Source organism: Methylomonas aurea (assembly GCF_024505045.1).
GTDB lineage: Bacteria > Pseudomonadota > Gammaproteobacteria > Methylococcales > Methylomonadaceae > Methylomonas > Methylomonas aurea.
The window spans coordinates 116,611-133,605 of the sequence record NZ_JANIBM010000005.1 but is presented as its reverse complement, the minus strand read 5'-3'; the positions used below and the strand labels follow the sequence as shown (position 1 = coordinate 133,605).

Annotated in this window: 15 protein-coding genes; 5 read left to right on the top strand and 10 right to left on the bottom strand. The window is 54.3% G+C overall.

From position 1 onward, the window contains the following. Positions 1-6: 6 nt before the first annotated feature. Positions 7-2,430 (top strand): sensor domain-containing protein, encoded by a 2,424-nt coding sequence (locus NP603_RS06610; RefSeq protein WP_256610129.1) that lies wholly within the window; start codon positions 7-9, stop codon positions 2,428-2,430. Between the two features lie 95 nt (positions 2,431-2,525). Here the strand turns inward: NP603_RS06610 and NP603_RS06605 are convergent, their stop codons facing one another. Further along, the gene (locus tag NP603_RS06605; RefSeq protein WP_256610128.1) at positions 2,526-2,906 is read right to left on the bottom strand and encodes a hypothetical protein; all 381 of its coding nucleotides are present in this window, start codon (positions 2,904-2,906) and stop codon (positions 2,526-2,528) included. Between the two features lie 178 nt (positions 2,907-3,084). Then, positions 3,085-4,080, bottom strand: a complete 996-nt coding sequence (locus NP603_RS06600; RefSeq protein ID WP_256610127.1) for a hypothetical protein — start codon at positions 4,078-4,080, stop codon at positions 3,085-3,087. 281 nt (positions 4,081-4,361) lie between these two features. On the opposite strand from NP603_RS06600, the gene NP603_RS06595 reads away from it, so the two are divergent. The 4 genes from NP603_RS06595 to NP603_RS06580 are packed head-to-tail and all read left to right on the top strand — an operon-like array spanning position 4,362 to position 6,835. Next, positions 4,362-4,916 (top strand): flavodoxin, encoded by a 555-nt coding sequence (locus NP603_RS06595; protein WP_256610126.1) that lies wholly within the window; start codon positions 4,362-4,364, stop codon positions 4,914-4,916. Between the two features lie 2 nt (positions 4,917-4,918). After that, positions 4,919-5,698: a 4Fe4S-binding leucine-rich repeat protein gene (locus tag NP603_RS06590; RefSeq protein ID WP_256610125.1), complete on the top strand. Its 780-nt coding sequence runs from the start codon at positions 4,919-4,921 to the stop codon at positions 5,696-5,698. Then, complete coding sequence (locus tag NP603_RS06585; protein WP_256610124.1) at positions 5,688-6,359, top strand: hypothetical protein; 672 nt, start codon at positions 5,688-5,690, stop codon at positions 6,357-6,359. Before NP603_RS06590 ends, NP603_RS06585 begins: the two co-directional genes overlap by 11 nt. Before the next feature lie 20 nt (positions 6,360-6,379). Continuing rightward, positions 6,380-6,835: an ankyrin repeat domain-containing protein gene (locus tag NP603_RS06580; RefSeq protein ID WP_256610123.1), complete on the top strand. Its 456-nt coding sequence runs from the start codon at positions 6,380-6,382 to the stop codon at positions 6,833-6,835. Positions 6,836-7,114: 279 nt separating this feature from the next. Here the strand turns inward: NP603_RS06580 and NP603_RS06575 are convergent, their stop codons facing one another. The 8 genes from NP603_RS06575 to NP603_RS06540 form a co-directional block, all read right to left on the bottom strand. Continuing rightward, entirely contained in the window at positions 7,115-8,032 is a 918-nt protein-coding gene (locus NP603_RS06575) for a glycosyltransferase family 2 protein (protein WP_256610122.1), read from the bottom strand. 137 nt (positions 8,033-8,169) lie between these two features. Beyond that, on the bottom strand, positions 8,170-9,114 hold the full coding sequence (locus NP603_RS06570) for a glycosyltransferase (RefSeq protein WP_256610121.1): 945 nt from the start codon (positions 9,112-9,114) through the stop codon (positions 8,170-8,172). Positions 9,115-9,306: 192 nt separating this feature from the next. Continuing rightward, positions 9,307-10,212, bottom strand: coding sequence for a class I SAM-dependent methyltransferase (locus NP603_RS06565; protein ID WP_256610120.1), 906 nt, complete (start codon positions 10,210-10,212; stop codon positions 9,307-9,309). 720 nt (positions 10,213-10,932) lie between these two features. Further along, complete coding sequence (locus NP603_RS06560) at positions 10,933-13,062, bottom strand: putative bifunctional diguanylate cyclase/phosphodiesterase (RefSeq protein ID WP_256610119.1); 2,130 nt, start codon at positions 13,060-13,062, stop codon at positions 10,933-10,935. After that, positions 13,055-14,683 (bottom strand): sensor histidine kinase, encoded by a 1,629-nt coding sequence (locus tag NP603_RS06555; protein WP_256610118.1) that lies wholly within the window; start codon positions 14,681-14,683, stop codon positions 13,055-13,057. The genes NP603_RS06560 and NP603_RS06555 overlap by 8 nt, the downstream gene beginning before the upstream one ends. Continuing rightward, the gene (locus tag NP603_RS06550; protein ID WP_256610117.1) at positions 14,683-15,303 is read right to left on the bottom strand and encodes a DUF1638 domain-containing protein; all 621 of its coding nucleotides are present in this window, start codon (positions 15,301-15,303) and stop codon (positions 14,683-14,685) included. The genes NP603_RS06555 and NP603_RS06550 overlap by 1 nt, the downstream gene beginning before the upstream one ends. Beyond that, positions 15,300-16,328 (bottom strand): uroporphyrinogen decarboxylase family protein, encoded by a 1,029-nt coding sequence (locus NP603_RS06545; protein WP_256610116.1) that lies wholly within the window; start codon positions 16,326-16,328, stop codon positions 15,300-15,302. Before NP603_RS06545 ends, NP603_RS06550 begins: the two co-directional genes overlap by 4 nt. Next, positions 16,325-16,990: a cobalamin B12-binding domain-containing protein gene (locus tag NP603_RS06540; protein ID WP_256610115.1), complete on the bottom strand. Its 666-nt coding sequence runs from the start codon at positions 16,988-16,990 to the stop codon at positions 16,325-16,327. The genes NP603_RS06545 and NP603_RS06540 overlap by 4 nt, the downstream gene beginning before the upstream one ends. Positions 16,991-16,995: the final 5 nt, after the last annotated feature.

Below are 16,995 nucleotides of genomic sequence, written 5' to 3'. Positions count from 1 at the left end.
GCCTTCATGCTTCATTCAGAGCAGAACTTAAACCAACTGCATCAATCGCTAGCCGTGCTGCAGGCTGCGCTCGACTCCGCGGCGGACGCCATCCTGGTTATCGATGCCGACGGGCGCGTCGCGGCCTTCAATCCGCAATTCAAGCGGATTTGGGGGATAGCCGAAGGCGGTTTGCAAGTCGGCGATCCTGCCGAATCGCTACGCTACATCTTCGGCCAATTGAAACATGCCGACGAATTTCTGCACCGGGTCGACGACATTTACCGCCAATCGAAACAACAGCATTACCAGGAACTCGAGTTCAAAGACGGCCGCATCGTCGAGAGCTATTACCAACCGCAAGTCGCCGACGGCGAAACCGTCGGCCGGGTTTGGAGCTTCCGCGACGTCACCGAACAGAAAAACTCGCGCCGGCGTCTGGCCCAGCTCAGTTTCGGCATGGACCAGATGCAGGACAGCGCCTATCTGATCGCGGAAGACGCCCGTTTCCTGTACGTCAACAACCAATCCTGCAAAACCTTGGGTTACAGCCACCGGGAGTTGTTGCAGATGAGCGTGTTCGATATCGACCCGTTGTTTCCGAAAGCGGTTTGGAGCGAACATTGGCTGGAATTGAAAAGCCGGCGCTCGGTAACCGTGGAAACGCTACACCAGACCAAGCAGGGCGAGATTTTGCCGGTCGAAGTGGTCGCCAATTATTTCGAATACGGCAACATCGGCTACAACCTGGCTATCGCCCGCGACATCCGCGAACGTAAGCGAGTCGAGGAAGCCCTGCAACAAGCGGCGTTGATTTACCAGCACAGCAGCGAGGCGATGCTGCTGGCCGACGCCGACGACCGCATTCTGACCATCAATCCGGCATTCACCGCCATTACCGGCTACGAATCGAACGAGGTCGTCGGCAAACACATCGGCCTGCTGAACCCCGACAGCCACAGTGCGGCGATGTGGCAAGCAATCCGCAAGGACGGCCATTGGCGCGGCGAAGTGTGGGACAAACGCAAAAACGGCGAGACTTTCGCCAAAGCGTTGACCGTGAATACGATATTCGACGCCAACCGCCAGGTCCACCGGCGCATGGCCTTGTTTTCGGACATCACAGAAAAGAAACAGGCCGAAGGCCTGATCTGGCAGCAAGCCAACTTCGATCCGCTGACGCAACTGCCCAACCGGCGTATGTTTCACGATCGGCTCGGCCACGACATCAAAAAAGCCAAGCGCGAACGCAGCCGGCTGGCGGTATTGTTCATCGACCTGGATTTGTTTAAGGAAGTGAACGATACCCTGGGGCACGACATGGGTGACCGCTTGTTGCAGATCGCCGCCCAACGCATCGTCGCCAGCGTGCGCGAAACCGACACGGTAGCCCGGCTGGGTGGCGACGAATTCACGGTCATCCTCGGCGAGGTCGGCGATCCCAGCAACGTGGAACGCATCGCCCGGGATTTATTACAACGGATGACCGAATGTTTCGAACTGGGCAACGAAGTAGCCTACATTTCGACCAGCATCGGCATCGCATTTTTTCCGGACGATGCCGGCGATCTGAAATCGCTGCTGAAGCATGCCGATCAAGCGATGTACGAAGCCAAACGCCTGGGCCGCAACCAATACTGTTTTTTCATTCCAGCCATGCAGGAAGCAGCCCAATCCCGGCTGCGGCTGAGTAACGATCTGCGCCATGCCGTAACGTCCGGCCAGTTCTATTTGTGCTACCAACCTATCGTGGAATTGGCCAGCGGCCGGGTCCGCAAAGCCGAAGCCTTGATCCGCTGGCGCCATCCGCAGCGCGGCATCGTCAGCCCGTCCGAGTTTATCCCGATCGCCGAGGAAACCGGGCTCATCAGCCAGATCGGCAACTGGACGTTTCAACAGGCCGCCAAACAACTCCTGGTCTGGCGGGCTTCAATCGACGCCGGCTTTCAAATCACGATCAATAAATCGCCGGTGCAATTCCGCAACGAGCGCGACAGCCACCGCGGCTGGCGCGAGCAGTTGCAAGCCCTGAACCTGTCGGGCAACAGCATCGTCATCGAAATTACCGAAGGCTTGTTGCTGGAAGCCAGCGGTAGCGTCGCCGAGCAATTGTTGGCCTTCCGCGACGCCGGCATTCAAGTGTCGCTGGACGACTTCGGCACCGGCTATTCGTCCTTGTCCTACTTGAAGAAATTCGATATCGATTACATCAAGATCGACCAAAGCTTCGTCCGCAATCTGGCGGCGGGTTCGGACGACTTGGCGCTATGCGAGGCCATCATCGTCATGGCCCATAAACTGGGGATCAAGGTGGTCGCGGAGGGAATCGAGACCGGCAACCAGCGCGAATTGCTGGCAGCGGCAGGCTGCGATTATGGTCAAGGCTATTTGTTCGCCAGGCCGCTGCCGGCAGAGGACTTTGAACGCTTATTGGCAGAAACGCCAGCTTGACAACGAGGATTTTGGCAGTAATGCGACGAATCGGCAGATGCCGTAGCCGGGGTACCGCCGGGCGGATCAAGCCCGGCGGCCGAGCGGCAGGCCGATTAGTGGGCAGCCAGATAGACTTTCAACATCTCTTTATACAGTTCCAGCGTTGCTTTCAACGAAGCAGAACCATTGGCGTCGCCTTGTTCGATTTCGTCGCGGGCGGTTTTCAGTTTGTCACCGGCTTTTTGGCGCAAACGCTCGGTTTGTTCGTAACGGAATTCTTTTTGCAACTGGCGCACTTCGGCCAGCGCTTTCAAAACTTCGGCTTTGTCGGCGCCCTTGTCCAACAAACTGACCGCTTCCTCGACTTTGGCAACGGTGCCTTCTGCTGCGGCACGTACCTTAGCGTCGCCGGCGCTGTTCGCATTGGCGGATGTGGAAACCAATGCAGCGGCGATCACCAGAAATGAAGCCAAGGTTTTTTTAACTATATTCATACTATTCCTAATCAATTGGTATTTAAGGTGTTTTTAAATACCACATTAAAATTACCAAATTATGACTGTATATTTTAATGCGGCTGCTTGTTCAAGCAGTTTCATACTACCATGGATTTTGCAAATATCGGCAAAAACGAAAAACCCATTAAATACCTTAAATAATAAGCGGTATATATTACCCCCCTGCCAACTCGCTAATATGTTTGATAAAACCGGTCTCATTGAGGAAGGTAATGTCGTACATTTTGGTCAATCCCTGCACCTGCTCGTCGCTAACGCCCAACACCAGTAACAAAAAATTTTCCTTGGCGATCTCCAACCGCCGCCGCATCTTGCCGTACTTCTCGATGAAGGGGCGAAACTCGCCGGATTTACACTCTATGAACACTGGAATCCGGCTATTAATCAGAAAAAATACGTCCACTTCGTATTTATCGTCGTTGGCGAATTGAATATTAAAACTGCGCAGACAGGAAAATAGGCCTTTATTTTCGTAAAAGTGTTTAAGTAGTTTCATAAACACGTACCATTCCAACCATTCGCCGTTAAAAAACCCGGCAATGGCCGGTGCGGTCTGCAAGGTCAAATACGCCCGCTTTTCATTCTTGTTATAAAAATATTTAGCCACAAACGAAAACTCGTACAGGTTTCGGCAAAACCCGGTAATGGCTTTTATATCGCTCTGGCTGTGGTTGCTTAAATTCAATACCACCGAGGTATAGTTATTGCGTTGTGTCTTCCGAATCTTGTCCAGCACCTGCTGCAAAACCGAGAAATTGTCGCCTAGCTCGACCGCAACCTCATCGAAAAATCCTTGGGTATCGAGCGCATCGTGGTCGACTTCCACCCTAATGTTCTTACGTTCGAACCATTGGATCACCGGTTTGTACTGCATACTGTTGGTCATCACCGCAGTGTTATGCAAATCCAGTTCTTCGTCTTTGGGCAAATATTTCGGAAGGTTCGCCTCGGCGGGCATATTTTGCACCGACTCCAGTTCCCGGTATTTCGCCAGCAAGGCGCCGTACTTGTCGATCAGTTTTTTGATGAATTCGACGCTATCGTAAATCGCCGCCGCCTGTTCGCACACCGGGCATTTCACTGTCTTACCCACGTGTTCCTGAGAAACTTCTCTGAGATAGCCGCAATGACTGCAGCGCAGAATTGCCATAACCAAACCTTCCTGACGATTTCCATTTACTACCGGGGCCAAACCGGCATCCGACTAACGCCGCAACTATAGCAATATTGTCGCGAATCAGCCCATTTTCAGAGCAATTGTCGCCTTAACCGCACCGTTTCGGCGAACCCTGCCAAACAACAAAACCCATCTAATTGATATAAAAAGAAAAACATCACCAGAAAGTATATCAAGCCACCTGGACCGATATTTGCTGAAGTTTCATAAACGGCTGTGTCGCCGAATTCGGCAAATTCCATTACAGGTGATCTATGAGTAAAATCGGCATTTTTTTCGGCACCGACACCGGCAGCACCCGGCTGGTCGCTAAAAAGATATACAGCCTGTTAGGCGAAGAACTGGCGGACAAACCGAAAAACATCAACCGCGCTAGCCCCGAAGATTTGCTGAAGTACGACGCGCTGATCCTCGGCACCCCCAGTTACGGCATCGGCGATTTGCCCGGCCTAGCCGCCGGCTGCCAGGAACGCAGTTGGCACGAATTCGTCGGTTACCTGGACGGTCAAGATTTCAAGGGCAAACGCGTGGCCCTGTTCGGCCTAGGCCATCAGGAACGCTACGCCTCGCGCTTCGCCAGTTCCTTGATTCAGTTGTACCGGGTGTTCTACGGCTACGGCGCCGACATCGTCGGCCGCTGGAGTACCGAAGGTTACCGCTTCGAGCATTCCGATTCCATCATCGACGGCGAATTTGTCGGCCTGGTATTGGACCAACGCACCCAAGCCCATTTGACCGACGAGCGGCTGCGGGTCTGGCTGGCGCAAATCACGCCGCAATTGTTGCCGGTCATGGCCGAAGCGGCGTAACGATGGCGATGCACCATACCGAAGCGCAAGACCCGGATTTAACGCCGCTGGCCGACTGCAACCACTGCGAATACCGGGACACGCTGCTGGCTAACGCCGGTTGCAAGCCCGGCGACATCTGCATTCGCGCCCATAGCGGGCGCCAAATCGATCGTTTCCTGAAGCGGCACCCGGGACTCGCGGGCCAATATATTGCCGACGATTTCTGGGAACGCCGCGCCATCGCCGCCCGTTATCTGCCAACCAATTTGTTGCGGCCGCTGCTGAACGATCCCGATGAGGCGGTACGCCGGGTACTGGCCTACCGGGTGCCGTTGGACTGGCTGCTGGAATTGCGCCAGGATAGCGACCGCGAAGTCCGGGTTACGGTCGCCGACCGGCTGCCGGAAACCCAATTGGAACTGATGGCCGACGATCCGGACTACCTGGTACGCGCCTACGTGGCCAAGCGCTTGCCCAAAGGCCGCCTGTTCCGCTTGGTGGCCGACCCGGACACCGAAGTGCGCCGCATTGTGGCCGAGCGCATCCCCAGTGTCAGCCTGGGCTTGATGGCGGAAGACAAGGAAACCAACATTCGTCGCATCGTCGCCCAACGCATGGAAATCGAGGACTTGGCCTTGCTGAGCCGGGACCCGGATTGGACCGTCCGTTACGAAGTGGCATTACGCGCCGAAGACGACTTACTGGCACAACTGACCGCCGATCCGGACCCGGAAGTCAGCCAAATCGCCCTGGAACGCTTGGCCAGCCAACCCGAGCGGCAGGCATCCGATGAGCGCTGAATTTCTGGTCGGCCTGACCTACGCAGACCGGCTGCGTTTGGCCGGCGAAGCCCGACACGCCGCGTTGAGCCGACTGTTCGCTTCGGAATTGGCATCATTGACATCGTTGATGGGACCGATGAGCGACGGCCCGGAATGGCCGGCCGGCGCGGCCTGGCTGGCGGCGCGGCACGGCGCCAACGCCTGCGTGGTTTCCGACGGTTTATCCGACCCCTGGGTGGAACGTTACCGGCCGGAAACCGGCTTGGGTTTGGAGGTATTCGTGGAAAGCCCGGATTCCGGCATCGCCAGCGACCGGCCGCTCAGCGCGTTGGCGGACAGTTGGTTGTTTCCAATGACGGCCGAAGTCAGCCATACCCTGGCCGGACATCCGGTACTGTGCGAAAAGCTGGTGGCGGGTGAGCCGTTGTCGCTGGAATTCAATATCGACCACATCAAAGACGGCCGCGGCCGGGTGGGCGCGCTGTTGAGCCAAGTACCCGCCAGCACCGCCATCTTGCCCGGCGGCCAAGTCTGCTTGATTGCGATCACATTACTGACCAACACCGAACTGGCGTATTTACGCGGCAAAGGCACCGGCGCCCGCCGGGAACTGCTGGCCGGCTTGGCCGATGCCGGCAGCGGCCACATTTCGCTGTTACACAGACCATCATTGATTTGATAGACAAGGGGGCTGGGCAATTGAATCCGTTCGAACAATGGCTGGAACAACGCGGCTTCGCCCCGTTTTCAGAGGTAACGGTCAACGGACGCGGCGAACACGCTGTGATATTGGCCGCACGCGAGGGCCGCGGCGATGTGCTGGCGTATCTGATCCGAGAGCGCGGCGCGAATCTAAGCGTCTGCGACGCTTACGGCAACAATGCCCTATGGGCTGCCTGTTTTGCCGAATCCGCCGAGTGCGTCGAACTTCTGCTACAAGCCGGCCTCGACATCGACTACCAGAATCCCAGCGGTTCGACCGTGCTGATCTACGCCGCCTCCGCCGGCAAGCACGCTATCGTCGCTCAACTGCTGACGGCCGGAGCCAATTGGCGCTTGACCACCGAGGACGACTTCTGCGCGCTGGACCTGGCAGCCAATCGCCAATCTTTGCAACTGCTCCGCGACATCAGCCGCGGAGCCCGCGCCGACTGAAGCGGACAAACCCACACCGATTTTATCCATGAAACCTCCAGTGGCGAAGCCATTGGCAACATGGCATAAAAAAGGGCTCGTAAGCGTAGCCGCCACAATCAGGATAAACCGCTAACGAACCGCTACGGCACCTGATCTGCCGAACGAAAGTCGAGTGCAACTGACCTAGCCGGTTCTTGACAGAGGCTTGTGCGTAATCAGGAAGTGTTCTCCGATACTTCAAAAAGTAAATTTGAAACCCAAGGCATCCGGGCAAATTTCAATAGTTTCTTAAAGAATTTAAACTACACGGCTTAAAACAGAATAAGGAAGTAAGCTTAACGCGATATATTTCAAATCCTTGAAGCGCCAAATACCGGATTTGAATATTTCCCGGAATAAGCGCTGAGAGGAAACCAAATCCCTCTTCCAAAACGCTGAATACGCTTGAGTCAAGACACTGCCGTTTACTAGCTCATCTAGTTTTTCCTTGGGAATATGGGCTACCAATTCGGGGTTTTGCATTACGAAATCTTTTCTCACTTGCCAGCCATCCAATACTTGCCGCCACTTAATCGACGAAATTTGTCCATGGTTGTGCCAGCGGTAAAACGCCAAAACTTCGGGTACTAAAACAATATTCCGAGTGATCGCGGAAATGCGGATCCATAAGTCGTAGTCCATCGCGCTGAAACGGCGTAGCGAAAACCCGTTGGCTCTTTCGATGACCGCTCGCCGCACCAATGCCGCGTGAATAGGCCATGGGCAAGCGGCAAGAAACGATTGCGAGATATCGCCTTCTTCATAGGGCCTAGGTACATAGGCCGGACCATTTGCTCCGCCTTCAACAATATTCTGCCAACCGCAATAGCTAAGGTCGGCGTTATTTTGCTTGATTCCATGCAAGAGTTTTTCAAGGAAATTCGGCGCCCAGTAGTCGTCGGCGTCAAGAAACGCGACAAATTCGCCTTTTGCATTTTTCAGCGCCAAATTACGCGCCGGAAACGGTCCTAGATTCGATTGTTGCAAAACAATCAGATTCGGGTGTCTTTCCTGGCATCTGGTTAGGATTAAATGACTTTTATCGTTAGATCCGTCGTCAACAACAATTAATTCCACATTTGTGTAACTTTGCTGAAACACGCTTTCGACGGCACTTTCAACATAATTCTCTGCATTGTAACAAGGCATGATTACGGAAATCAGCGGTGTATCCATTAACTAAATCCTTGAATATTGATGACGAGCGCAATCCATTCGGATTCGTTCTTTCTAACTCTGATAAAACTCGACGCTAACGCACCCGAGCGACAGTAAGATTCGTATTTTACCCGATCCCTGAGGCCGGCATTCAATCAGTTAAGAAATAATTTTAATTTGGCCCAAGAGCGCATCATGCCAAGATGGTAAGTCAAGTTCATGGCTTCGCGCATATAAGCATGGGGTTGTTCAAAATACAGAACAATAACCCGAAAAAACTTTTTAAATAACTGCAAGAACATAAAGCCTGGAATACCAAATATTCTTTTTCCGCCAGGGTTTGCCTTATACAACCCAGATTTTTTACCGGCAATAAAGTGCAGCTTTAAAAAATAACTGCGCTTAATTTTGCTTTCGGGTATCAAATGCAAAATAGACATATTGGGCTCATACATTAGATGGCAGTTATTTTTCAACAACTGCTGAAACATAACTGCATCCGAACCGCCGCCTATGCCCTCACCCTTGCGATTGTACCGATTGTCAAATCGCAATAATCCGCTTCGAAATAAACGCATGTTGTAGGCAACGTTACCACTCCAAATAGGCTTCGATTCGTCGATTATTCTAAATGGATGCGGGCCGTGCTCCAATTGGCCGTAGAACGGCAAAAGATCGTCGCTCAACCAATGCGGTCGAGAAGAGAGCGATACGTTGATTCTACCGCCTACACAATCGACCTCATCATTGCTCAAACTTAATACTGCCGACTGTAACCATTTTTCTTCCGGTAGCTCGTCGGCATCAATGAAAGCAATGTAGCGGCCAGCCAAACTCTCGTTAATCGCTCTGTTGCGCGCAAATACAATGCCTTGTTCTGGCTCATGAACGTAACGAACGGGTATACGGCTAGCCGCAGCAAAATCAGCGACTAAAGCGCGGGTGTTATCAGTACTGTTGTTATCAACAATTAATATGTTAAAGGGAATAGGACAATTTTGCGTAACTAACGCCTCGAGCAATTTTGGCAAATAGTGTGCAGCGTTGTAACTACATATTGCGACAGTGATTTCGTTATTTTCGGCGACCGGTGACTTCATAAATTACCCAATATGCCAATCAATCGATGATAATAAATCATCGCCAAACAACCGCCGCCTAAATCCGGCAGTTAAAACTTTAGACGAAAAAGTTTCGATCCGTGCTATTTTGATGCCAGGTTGTTATTTTAGGCGGCGTAACATAATAATGGAGTCCATGGCGTTATTTTCAGTGTAATTGCCGCGCCGGACTCAGCGCCTGACTTTAAGTAACGCGTCTTCATCAAACAATGGAGATACTTCCTCGTTCCAACTAGGAATAAAGGCCTCCATCAACTCTAGCGAGGAAGTAAGCGAGACATGCGTAAAACCGAGGCTAGCGTGTTTATCCTCTATGAATTCCTTATCCAATGGCAGGCGAAAAGGCGATAACACTTCCTCTGTTATTCCAAAATCGTCGCGAGCTCCGACTCGCTTGAAATCATAAGCCAGCCAACTTCCGCTGGGCATACGGGCTGCAATCTCGGCCAAGAAATTTAAAAACTTGGAACTTTCCACGTATGGGCTTACGCCTTCGGCAAAAATCAGCGTGGGATCAGTGTTGTTGGTATCGAGCCAATCCAGCAAGTCATTCCACGTACCCTGCTTATTAAGATCTATCGTCAGATAGCGAACTCGTTCGGAATGGGGAAGCTTTTTAGCGAGCTTTTGCTTTATCGCCGCCGCATCGGGTTGATCAGATTCCGCAACTTCAATGCCATGCTTGGCGAGGTAGTCTCCAAAGCGATACAAACGAGTATCAAACCCCGCTCCAACTATCAACACGCGGCGAATGCCTGTCGCGACCGAATCAAGGAGCAACTGGTCGTAGAACTTAGTCCGCGCAACCAAGTAGTAATAGTAGGGGTTTTTGCGCATTTTTACGATGGCTTCGCTATTGAGTTTAAAACACTCCTTGCGGACTTTGGCCGCCATCAACTCGCCCGCCAGATCGTCTGGGTTTCCGAAATCGCTGCTCTCGTGCAACCACTGTATATGGCGAATACGCGCGGTATCCGCCAAATTGCTGAGGTCTGACATCTTTGGAAATGCCTTCGTATGTTCTTTGAGGCTTCTCCAGAACCAAGAAACTGGATTGTTTAGTTTGGATAACGGCACGGCAAATTTTCCTTTTCCATCTTTAAATTAAAAAAATAATATCACTAGCGTTCGGTTCATGCTCATACCCGGTTAACGAGTTGTCGATTTTCTAAACTCTGCGTATTAACGAACTTGATATAGCAGTAAACTTGGCAAATTATCTCAATATACGTTGCCTTACCGCCCCAAAACCTCCGCCGAACCGCTTTTTAACATTCGGCGCGGGAGCAGACAAAACAATTTAGGACTTTGATCAAATTGAAGCATTCGATCTGACCGGCAGCCAGCATAAATTCTGAAAAGCTCGTCCAATCGTTGCCGTTAACAGTATATTGTCTACGATATCTTAGCAGGCTGTTGAAAAACAATTGCACACCCGTTAAGTTGGACGAAAATCGACTATATGCCGTGAGTGCGAGAGATTTTTACTACTAAATATAGATTGTCCAATGTGCAAATATAGAAAATCAAACGCCTCTAAGGAGTTGTAAAAAATAATTCAGTCCTTTAATTAAATTGATTTTCCTCACTCGGCGAACACAGAACATTCCCAGATAAATACAATGCAATCAAATAGTTGAAAATTTTTTCGCCAGCTCATCTTTGTAGCCCCGCTAAACACGCCGATTAATTGCCGCGAGCCCATTCACTTCTGCCAAACCGATTTTTTATGGAGGGGCGCATATAGCGCCCTTGAAAGCTGCTGCAGGCCTAAAGCCGGGCGCCCCCTAGGAGAATTTACCCCATCCGTAGCGGCAATGTTCGCTGGCCGGAGCCCTGCCGCCACTCCCGATGCGGCAACCAAGCGGAGATCCAAGCCGGCAGTTGTTCGGCCGGCATTGGCCGAGCAATGCCGTAACCCTGGGCGTTGTCGCAACCCAGTTCCAGCAGCAATGAGCCATGAGCGGCGCTTTCCACGCCCTCCGCCACCACTTGCCGCTTGAACGCGGCGCTCAAATTGATGATGCCGGTAACGATGGCCAAATCGTCCGGATCGGCCAAGATGTCGCGGATAAAGGATTGATCGATTTTCAGGGTTTCGGCCGGCAGGGCTTTCAGATAAGTCAATGACGAATAACCGGTACCGAAATCGTCGAGGGCAAAGCTGACACCCAGTTTCTGGCATTCCCGCATGACGCCGGTGACGCGGCCGATGTCTTCCAGCGCAGCGGTTTCCAGAATCTCCAGCTCCAAGCAATTCGGCGCCAGTTGTGGATATTGGGCAAAGCCGGTTTGCAATGTGGCGACGAAATCAGCATCCAACAAGTGCCGCGGTGCGACGTTGACGCTGAGCGGGATTTTCAGGCCCGCGGCTTGCCAACCGGCGGCATGCGCCAAAGCTTGGCGCAATACCCAGTTGCCGACGGCGATAGCCAAATCGGAGCCTTCGATATCCGGCAGAAATGCCGCCGGAACCAACAGGCCGCGTTCGGGATGGCGCCAACGGATCAAGGCTTCGGCACCCAATATCCGGCCGCTGCGCATATTGACTTTGGGTTGGAAATACAACACCAATTCGCCGTTGCGCAACGCCGAGCCGATGCGCGCCAAATTGCCTCCGCGTACCGTGCTGAGCCTGTCTTGCTCGCGATCGAACAAGTGGTAACGGTTTTTGCCGCCCTGCTTCGCGGAGTACATGGCTTGGTCGGCATGGCGCAGCAGGGTTTCGGTGTCGGCCGGGTCGGCCGGAAACAGCGTGTAACCGAGGCTGGCCGAAACACTGACGCAGTGGCCGCCGATCGACGCCGATTCCGCCACCCGGTCCAGCATGCGCTGCAATACCGCCTGGCACTCGTGCGCCGCATTAAAATCCAACAACAGCAACACGAATTCGTCGCCGCCGATTCGAGCGACCGTGTCGCCGGCACGCAAACAGTCCTTGATACGTTGCGAAATCTCGATCAGCAATTGGTCGCCGATATCGTGGCCGAATTGGTCGTTGATCGGTTTGAAACCGTCCAGATCCAGATAGCATACCGCCATCGTGTTGTTGGCGCGGCGGGTATGCGCCAGGGCCTGGTTCAGACGATCGGCCAGTAGGACTCGGTTGGGTATACCGGTCAACGGATCGAAATGGGCGATGCGTTCCAGGTCGAGCTCATGGTTCTTTAGCGGCGTAATATCGGCAGAAAGCCCGATGTAGTGATGCACCCTTCCCTGTTCGTCGCGTACCACCGAAATCGAAGTCAGGGCGGCGTATACCTCGCCGCTCTTGCGCCGGTTCCACAATTCGCCGTTCCAATAGCCGCTGCCCAGCAGCGAACACCACATATTTTCGTAAAATTCGGCCGATTGCCGACCGGATTTCAGCACACTGGGATTTTTGCCCAGCACTTCTTCCTTAGCGTAACCGGTCATCCGGCAAAAAGCGTTATTTACATCGATGATCCGGTTTTCGGCATCGGTTATCACCACGCTGTCGTGAGTATGGGCGAATACGCTGGCGGCCAGCCGTAAATCGGCCTCGCGCCGCTGCAATTCGCGGCGGAGCCGTTCGCGTTCCAACAGGTTGCGAATCCGCAGCCGGGCGATTTCGATATTGAGCGGTTTGGTCAGATAATCGGCGGCACCCAGCGCAAAACCTTCGGTCTCGGCCTCGGCGTCGTTCATCGCGGTGACGAACACCACCGGAATATCGCGCAACCGCGGATCGAGTTTCAGCCGGCGGCAGGTTTCGTAGCCGTCCATGTCAGGCATCATGATGTCCAACAGAATCAGATCCGGCGGATCGTCGCTCGCCAACTCCAGGCCCTTCGCGCCGGAGGTGGCGATCTGAATCTGATAGTCGTCCTGTAACGCCAAACCCAGCAGCGCCAGATTAGTCGGCATGTCGTCGATGGCGAGTATCTTTTGGTTATCTTTAACCATGCGCTTCGCCTGCATCCGGGATTAGCGCAGCGCGAAACAACCGCAGTTGGGCCAAGGCTTGTTCGAATTTCATGTCGTTGACCGCTTGGCCCACCGCGGCAAAACGTTCCGCCACAACCGGCGGCGCCAGTTCGGCTTGCAGTAGCTTGTACTGGCTGACCGCCTGGAACATGTTTTTCGCCAATAGCCGCTCCAGTTCGTCCAGTTCCGCGCCAATCTGCGGAAGGCCATGCAGAAACGCGATTTCGGCGGACGGTATAGCCGATTGCGGCGGAGCTTCCGGGCTAAACTGCTCATTCGCTGCCGGTGCCGCGACAAGCCGGGAGACTTCCTGCAGCTCAGATTTGCCGTTGGTTCCGTTCGCAAGCAGCGGACAGTCGGCCTGCTCGCCCTCTACCCGGAACCAAAAACGCGAACCCTTGCCGACCACGCTGTCCACGCCGGCTTCGCCGCCCATCAACTCGGCAAAACGGCGTACTATGGAAAGCCCCAGCCCCGTTCCGGCATAGCGCCGGGTCGAGCCAGCATCGACCTGGCTGAACGGCTTGAACAGCAGTCGCTGTTGTTCCTCGCTGATACCGACGCCGTTGTCCGTCACCGAAAATTCCAAGCAAGCGCCGCAATGACCGCGGCCGAGTTCCCGCCCCAGCAATACGATTTCGCCGGAGTCACTGAATTTGACGGCGTTGCTGACCAGATTGGATAGCATTTGCCGTAACCGGATCTGGTCGAGCAGATAGCATTGTTCCGCCGGGCCGGTCCAGGCCGTGGCCAGCGTGAGATTTTTTTGGCGGGCACTTTCGCTGAACAACGAATGGACTTCCCGCAGAATATGGGCCGGAGATACCGGCGCATGGTTTAATTCCAGGCGATTGGCTTCGATCTTGGACAGGTCGAGCACGTCGTTGAGCAGAGTCAACAGGGTTTGGCCGGAAGACAGGATGGTACGGGCGCACTCGCGGTGTTTTTCCGCCGAGCAGTCGGGCAGCGTCAGCAATTGCGCCATGCCGAGGATGCCGTTCAATGGAGTACGGATTTCGTGAGACATCGTTGCTAAAAAATTGCTTTTGGCCTTGTTCGCCGCTTCGGCGATCCGGGTCTTGATCTCGTTGCTCAAAATCAAGGCCATGTGCGAAAAAAAAGGTGCCAGATAGTCGCGCATTTGCGCACTACCGAGCATGTCGGTCATTTTGACCACCCCGACCAGTTCCTTACCGGCCAGCAACGGCATGACCCAGGTACAGGCCACGGCCGGCGTCGAACCGCGCAGCAGGGTGTGCGCCGAGTCGCTGGGCTGCTCGACGAAGCGGCGCTGCTCAAATACCTGAGCAACGAGCGGATCGTCGATTTTGGCGAGCCTACTGCGGTCGCCGGCCAAATTGGCGTACTGGATTTCACCATCTTCCAAGTAATAGATTTCGACGTTGCTGCCGCCCAGGCTGCCGCACAACGCCATCATCAGGTTCTCCAGCATGCTGTCGACACCGGCGATCGGATTCAGCAATTCCACCATGTGCAGAATCAGATACAGGTTGGCTTTTTCTTCCGACACCTTGCGCAACCGGGCTTCCAAATGCTCGATTCGTTCCAGTAACGCTTGCTGGCTGGATTGCGCGGACATTACAGCTCGGAGGCCGAACGGCGTTGAATGGCATCGGCCAGCACCGATTCCAGGTGATCCAGGTCGACATCCTGCCAGCGTAGCGGCAAATCGACGAAGCGCGCCGCCGCCTCTGCGGCGCGGGTAAAGTCCCCATTGCAGGGCGTGCGCAGTGCCAGAATATACTTATGGCTGCTGTGGAAAATCTCGCGGACGACGGTGCTGTTGTTGCCGAAGCAGGCGGTAATCATCGGTTCCCAAGTCAAGGCCCAGTCCTCCAACAGAAAATAGGCGCCGTTTTCTAATTCCTGCATGAAGCGCTCGTAACCCAGCAGCATGACGATGCAGTTTTGGCCTTGGGTGCGGCAGGTATGGTGGGCTTCCAGATAACTTTCCATCAACGGATGGCAACTGCCGTAGAACACCACGGTTTTCTCGCCCAGTTTCTCGCGCTCTTCCAGGGCTTGGTTCAATTCGGTCGCCAAGCGATTCAGATAGTTGTGCAGCGCCGAATCCAAATAATGGGTATGCACGGTCCAATGGTTTTTTTCGATCAGGCGGTCCACTTCCTTACGCAGGATACCGCAGCCGACCAGGGTTAAGGTAGGTTGCGGCTCCGGTTTCAAGGTAAACGCTTTCATTGCCAGCTCCCGTATTCGAAGGCCGCTGCCAGCATCTCCCGGATATTGGCTTCCGGTATCGCTAACGGCATCACGCCGGTACCGAATAAAAAAAAGCCGCCGGGTTTTCCGATTTCGATGATGCGTTTAACTTCGGCCCGAGTCTGTTCCGGCGTCCAATGGATCATGCGGATATCGTCGATCGTACCGCAACACAGGCCGCGATCGCCGATCAGCGACTTCGCTTCGGCCAGGTCCGCCTGCGGCCCGAGATAGTACGTCGTGATCCCCAATTCGGCGAACACCAAATCGATGACTTCGTTGAATGGCGCCGTGCCGCAGTAATAGACCACGCCGTCGCTGCCGCCCGGCGCCAGATCACGCCGCATCCACGGCAGCACGCCGGTTTCGACTTGACGGCGGCCGACGAAATACGGCGAACCGAACGGGGAGGAATAGACCAGTACGTTGGCGCCGGCGGCGCGCAGGGCAGCGATTTGCTGGCGGAAAAAATCGGAACATTTGCGCAGCAATTCGTCGCGCAGATCGAACGGACCGAGCAAAAACAGTTCCATCCATTTATCCATACCCATCAGGATGGCGGGCAGCGTGGTGGATGCCGTGGCGTAAGCGCAAATCGGATGGGTGGCGCCGACTTCGCCGGCCAATATCGACAGGCATTCGCCGATCGGCTGCCAGGCTTCGGTTTGGGTGATATCCGCCGGAATTTCGAACTTTGCGATGTCGTCGAGGCTTTTGATCACAAGGTCGGCAACGTTCGGCGTGCCGTCGGCGGCGAACAAAATTTCCCGGCAACCCAAAATCTCGGCCTCTTTGCCGACATAGTGCAAACTCCAGAGGTTGTCGTGACCGTAACGCTTTTGCATACGTAATTGGGCTTCGGCGACCGCGGCGCCGTCGGAGAAATAACGCTGCGGCGGTAATCCCACTTCGCGGGCGCCTTGGTCCAGCAAGTTGCAGAATACCGGAATCCGCGGCGCCGGCGAACCGTCCTGGGCGGCGGCCAGTATTTGCAGCGGGGTCACGGTTTCACCTCGCGGATCAATTCGACGATGGCTTTGGCGGCATTGACGCCGTCGGCAGCCCAGGCGTCGGCGCCGACCTTCAGATATAACTCCGGATCGAAACGGTAAGGCGCGCCGCCCACGGCCAATTTGATCCGGTCTTCCAAGCCGCGCTCCTTCAACAGCGCCCGCACCTTCAGGCTACCGTTTTCGCCGATTGCGGTGTGCACCATCATCGCCGAAATCGCAATGACCTGAGCCTGTTCGGCCACCGCGGCATCGACGAACCGCTCGGCACTGACGTTGCAACCGAGATCGACGACATCGACCATCAATGACTTCAGGCAGCCGGAGACGATACGTTTGCCGAGCGAATGCAGATCGCCGTAGGCGGCGCCGATCACGACCCTACCTACCATTTCCGGCGGTTTGCTGAATTTTTCCAGCATTTTTTCGGTGACGTCGGCGGCGATCTGCGCGGTCATGAAGTGTTGAGCCAGATTGGCGTCGGGATCTCGTTCGATGAAGGCCATCATTTGTTCGACGGCGGGAATCACCAGTTTGAACACAATGTCTTCGGCGCTGAAGCCGTTTTGCAGCGCTTGGTTAACCACGTTTAGCGCGGTTTGCTTGTCGGTTTCGAACACCGCGTCGTTGTAAGCTTGAATGTAGGCCTCAAGCATCGTGT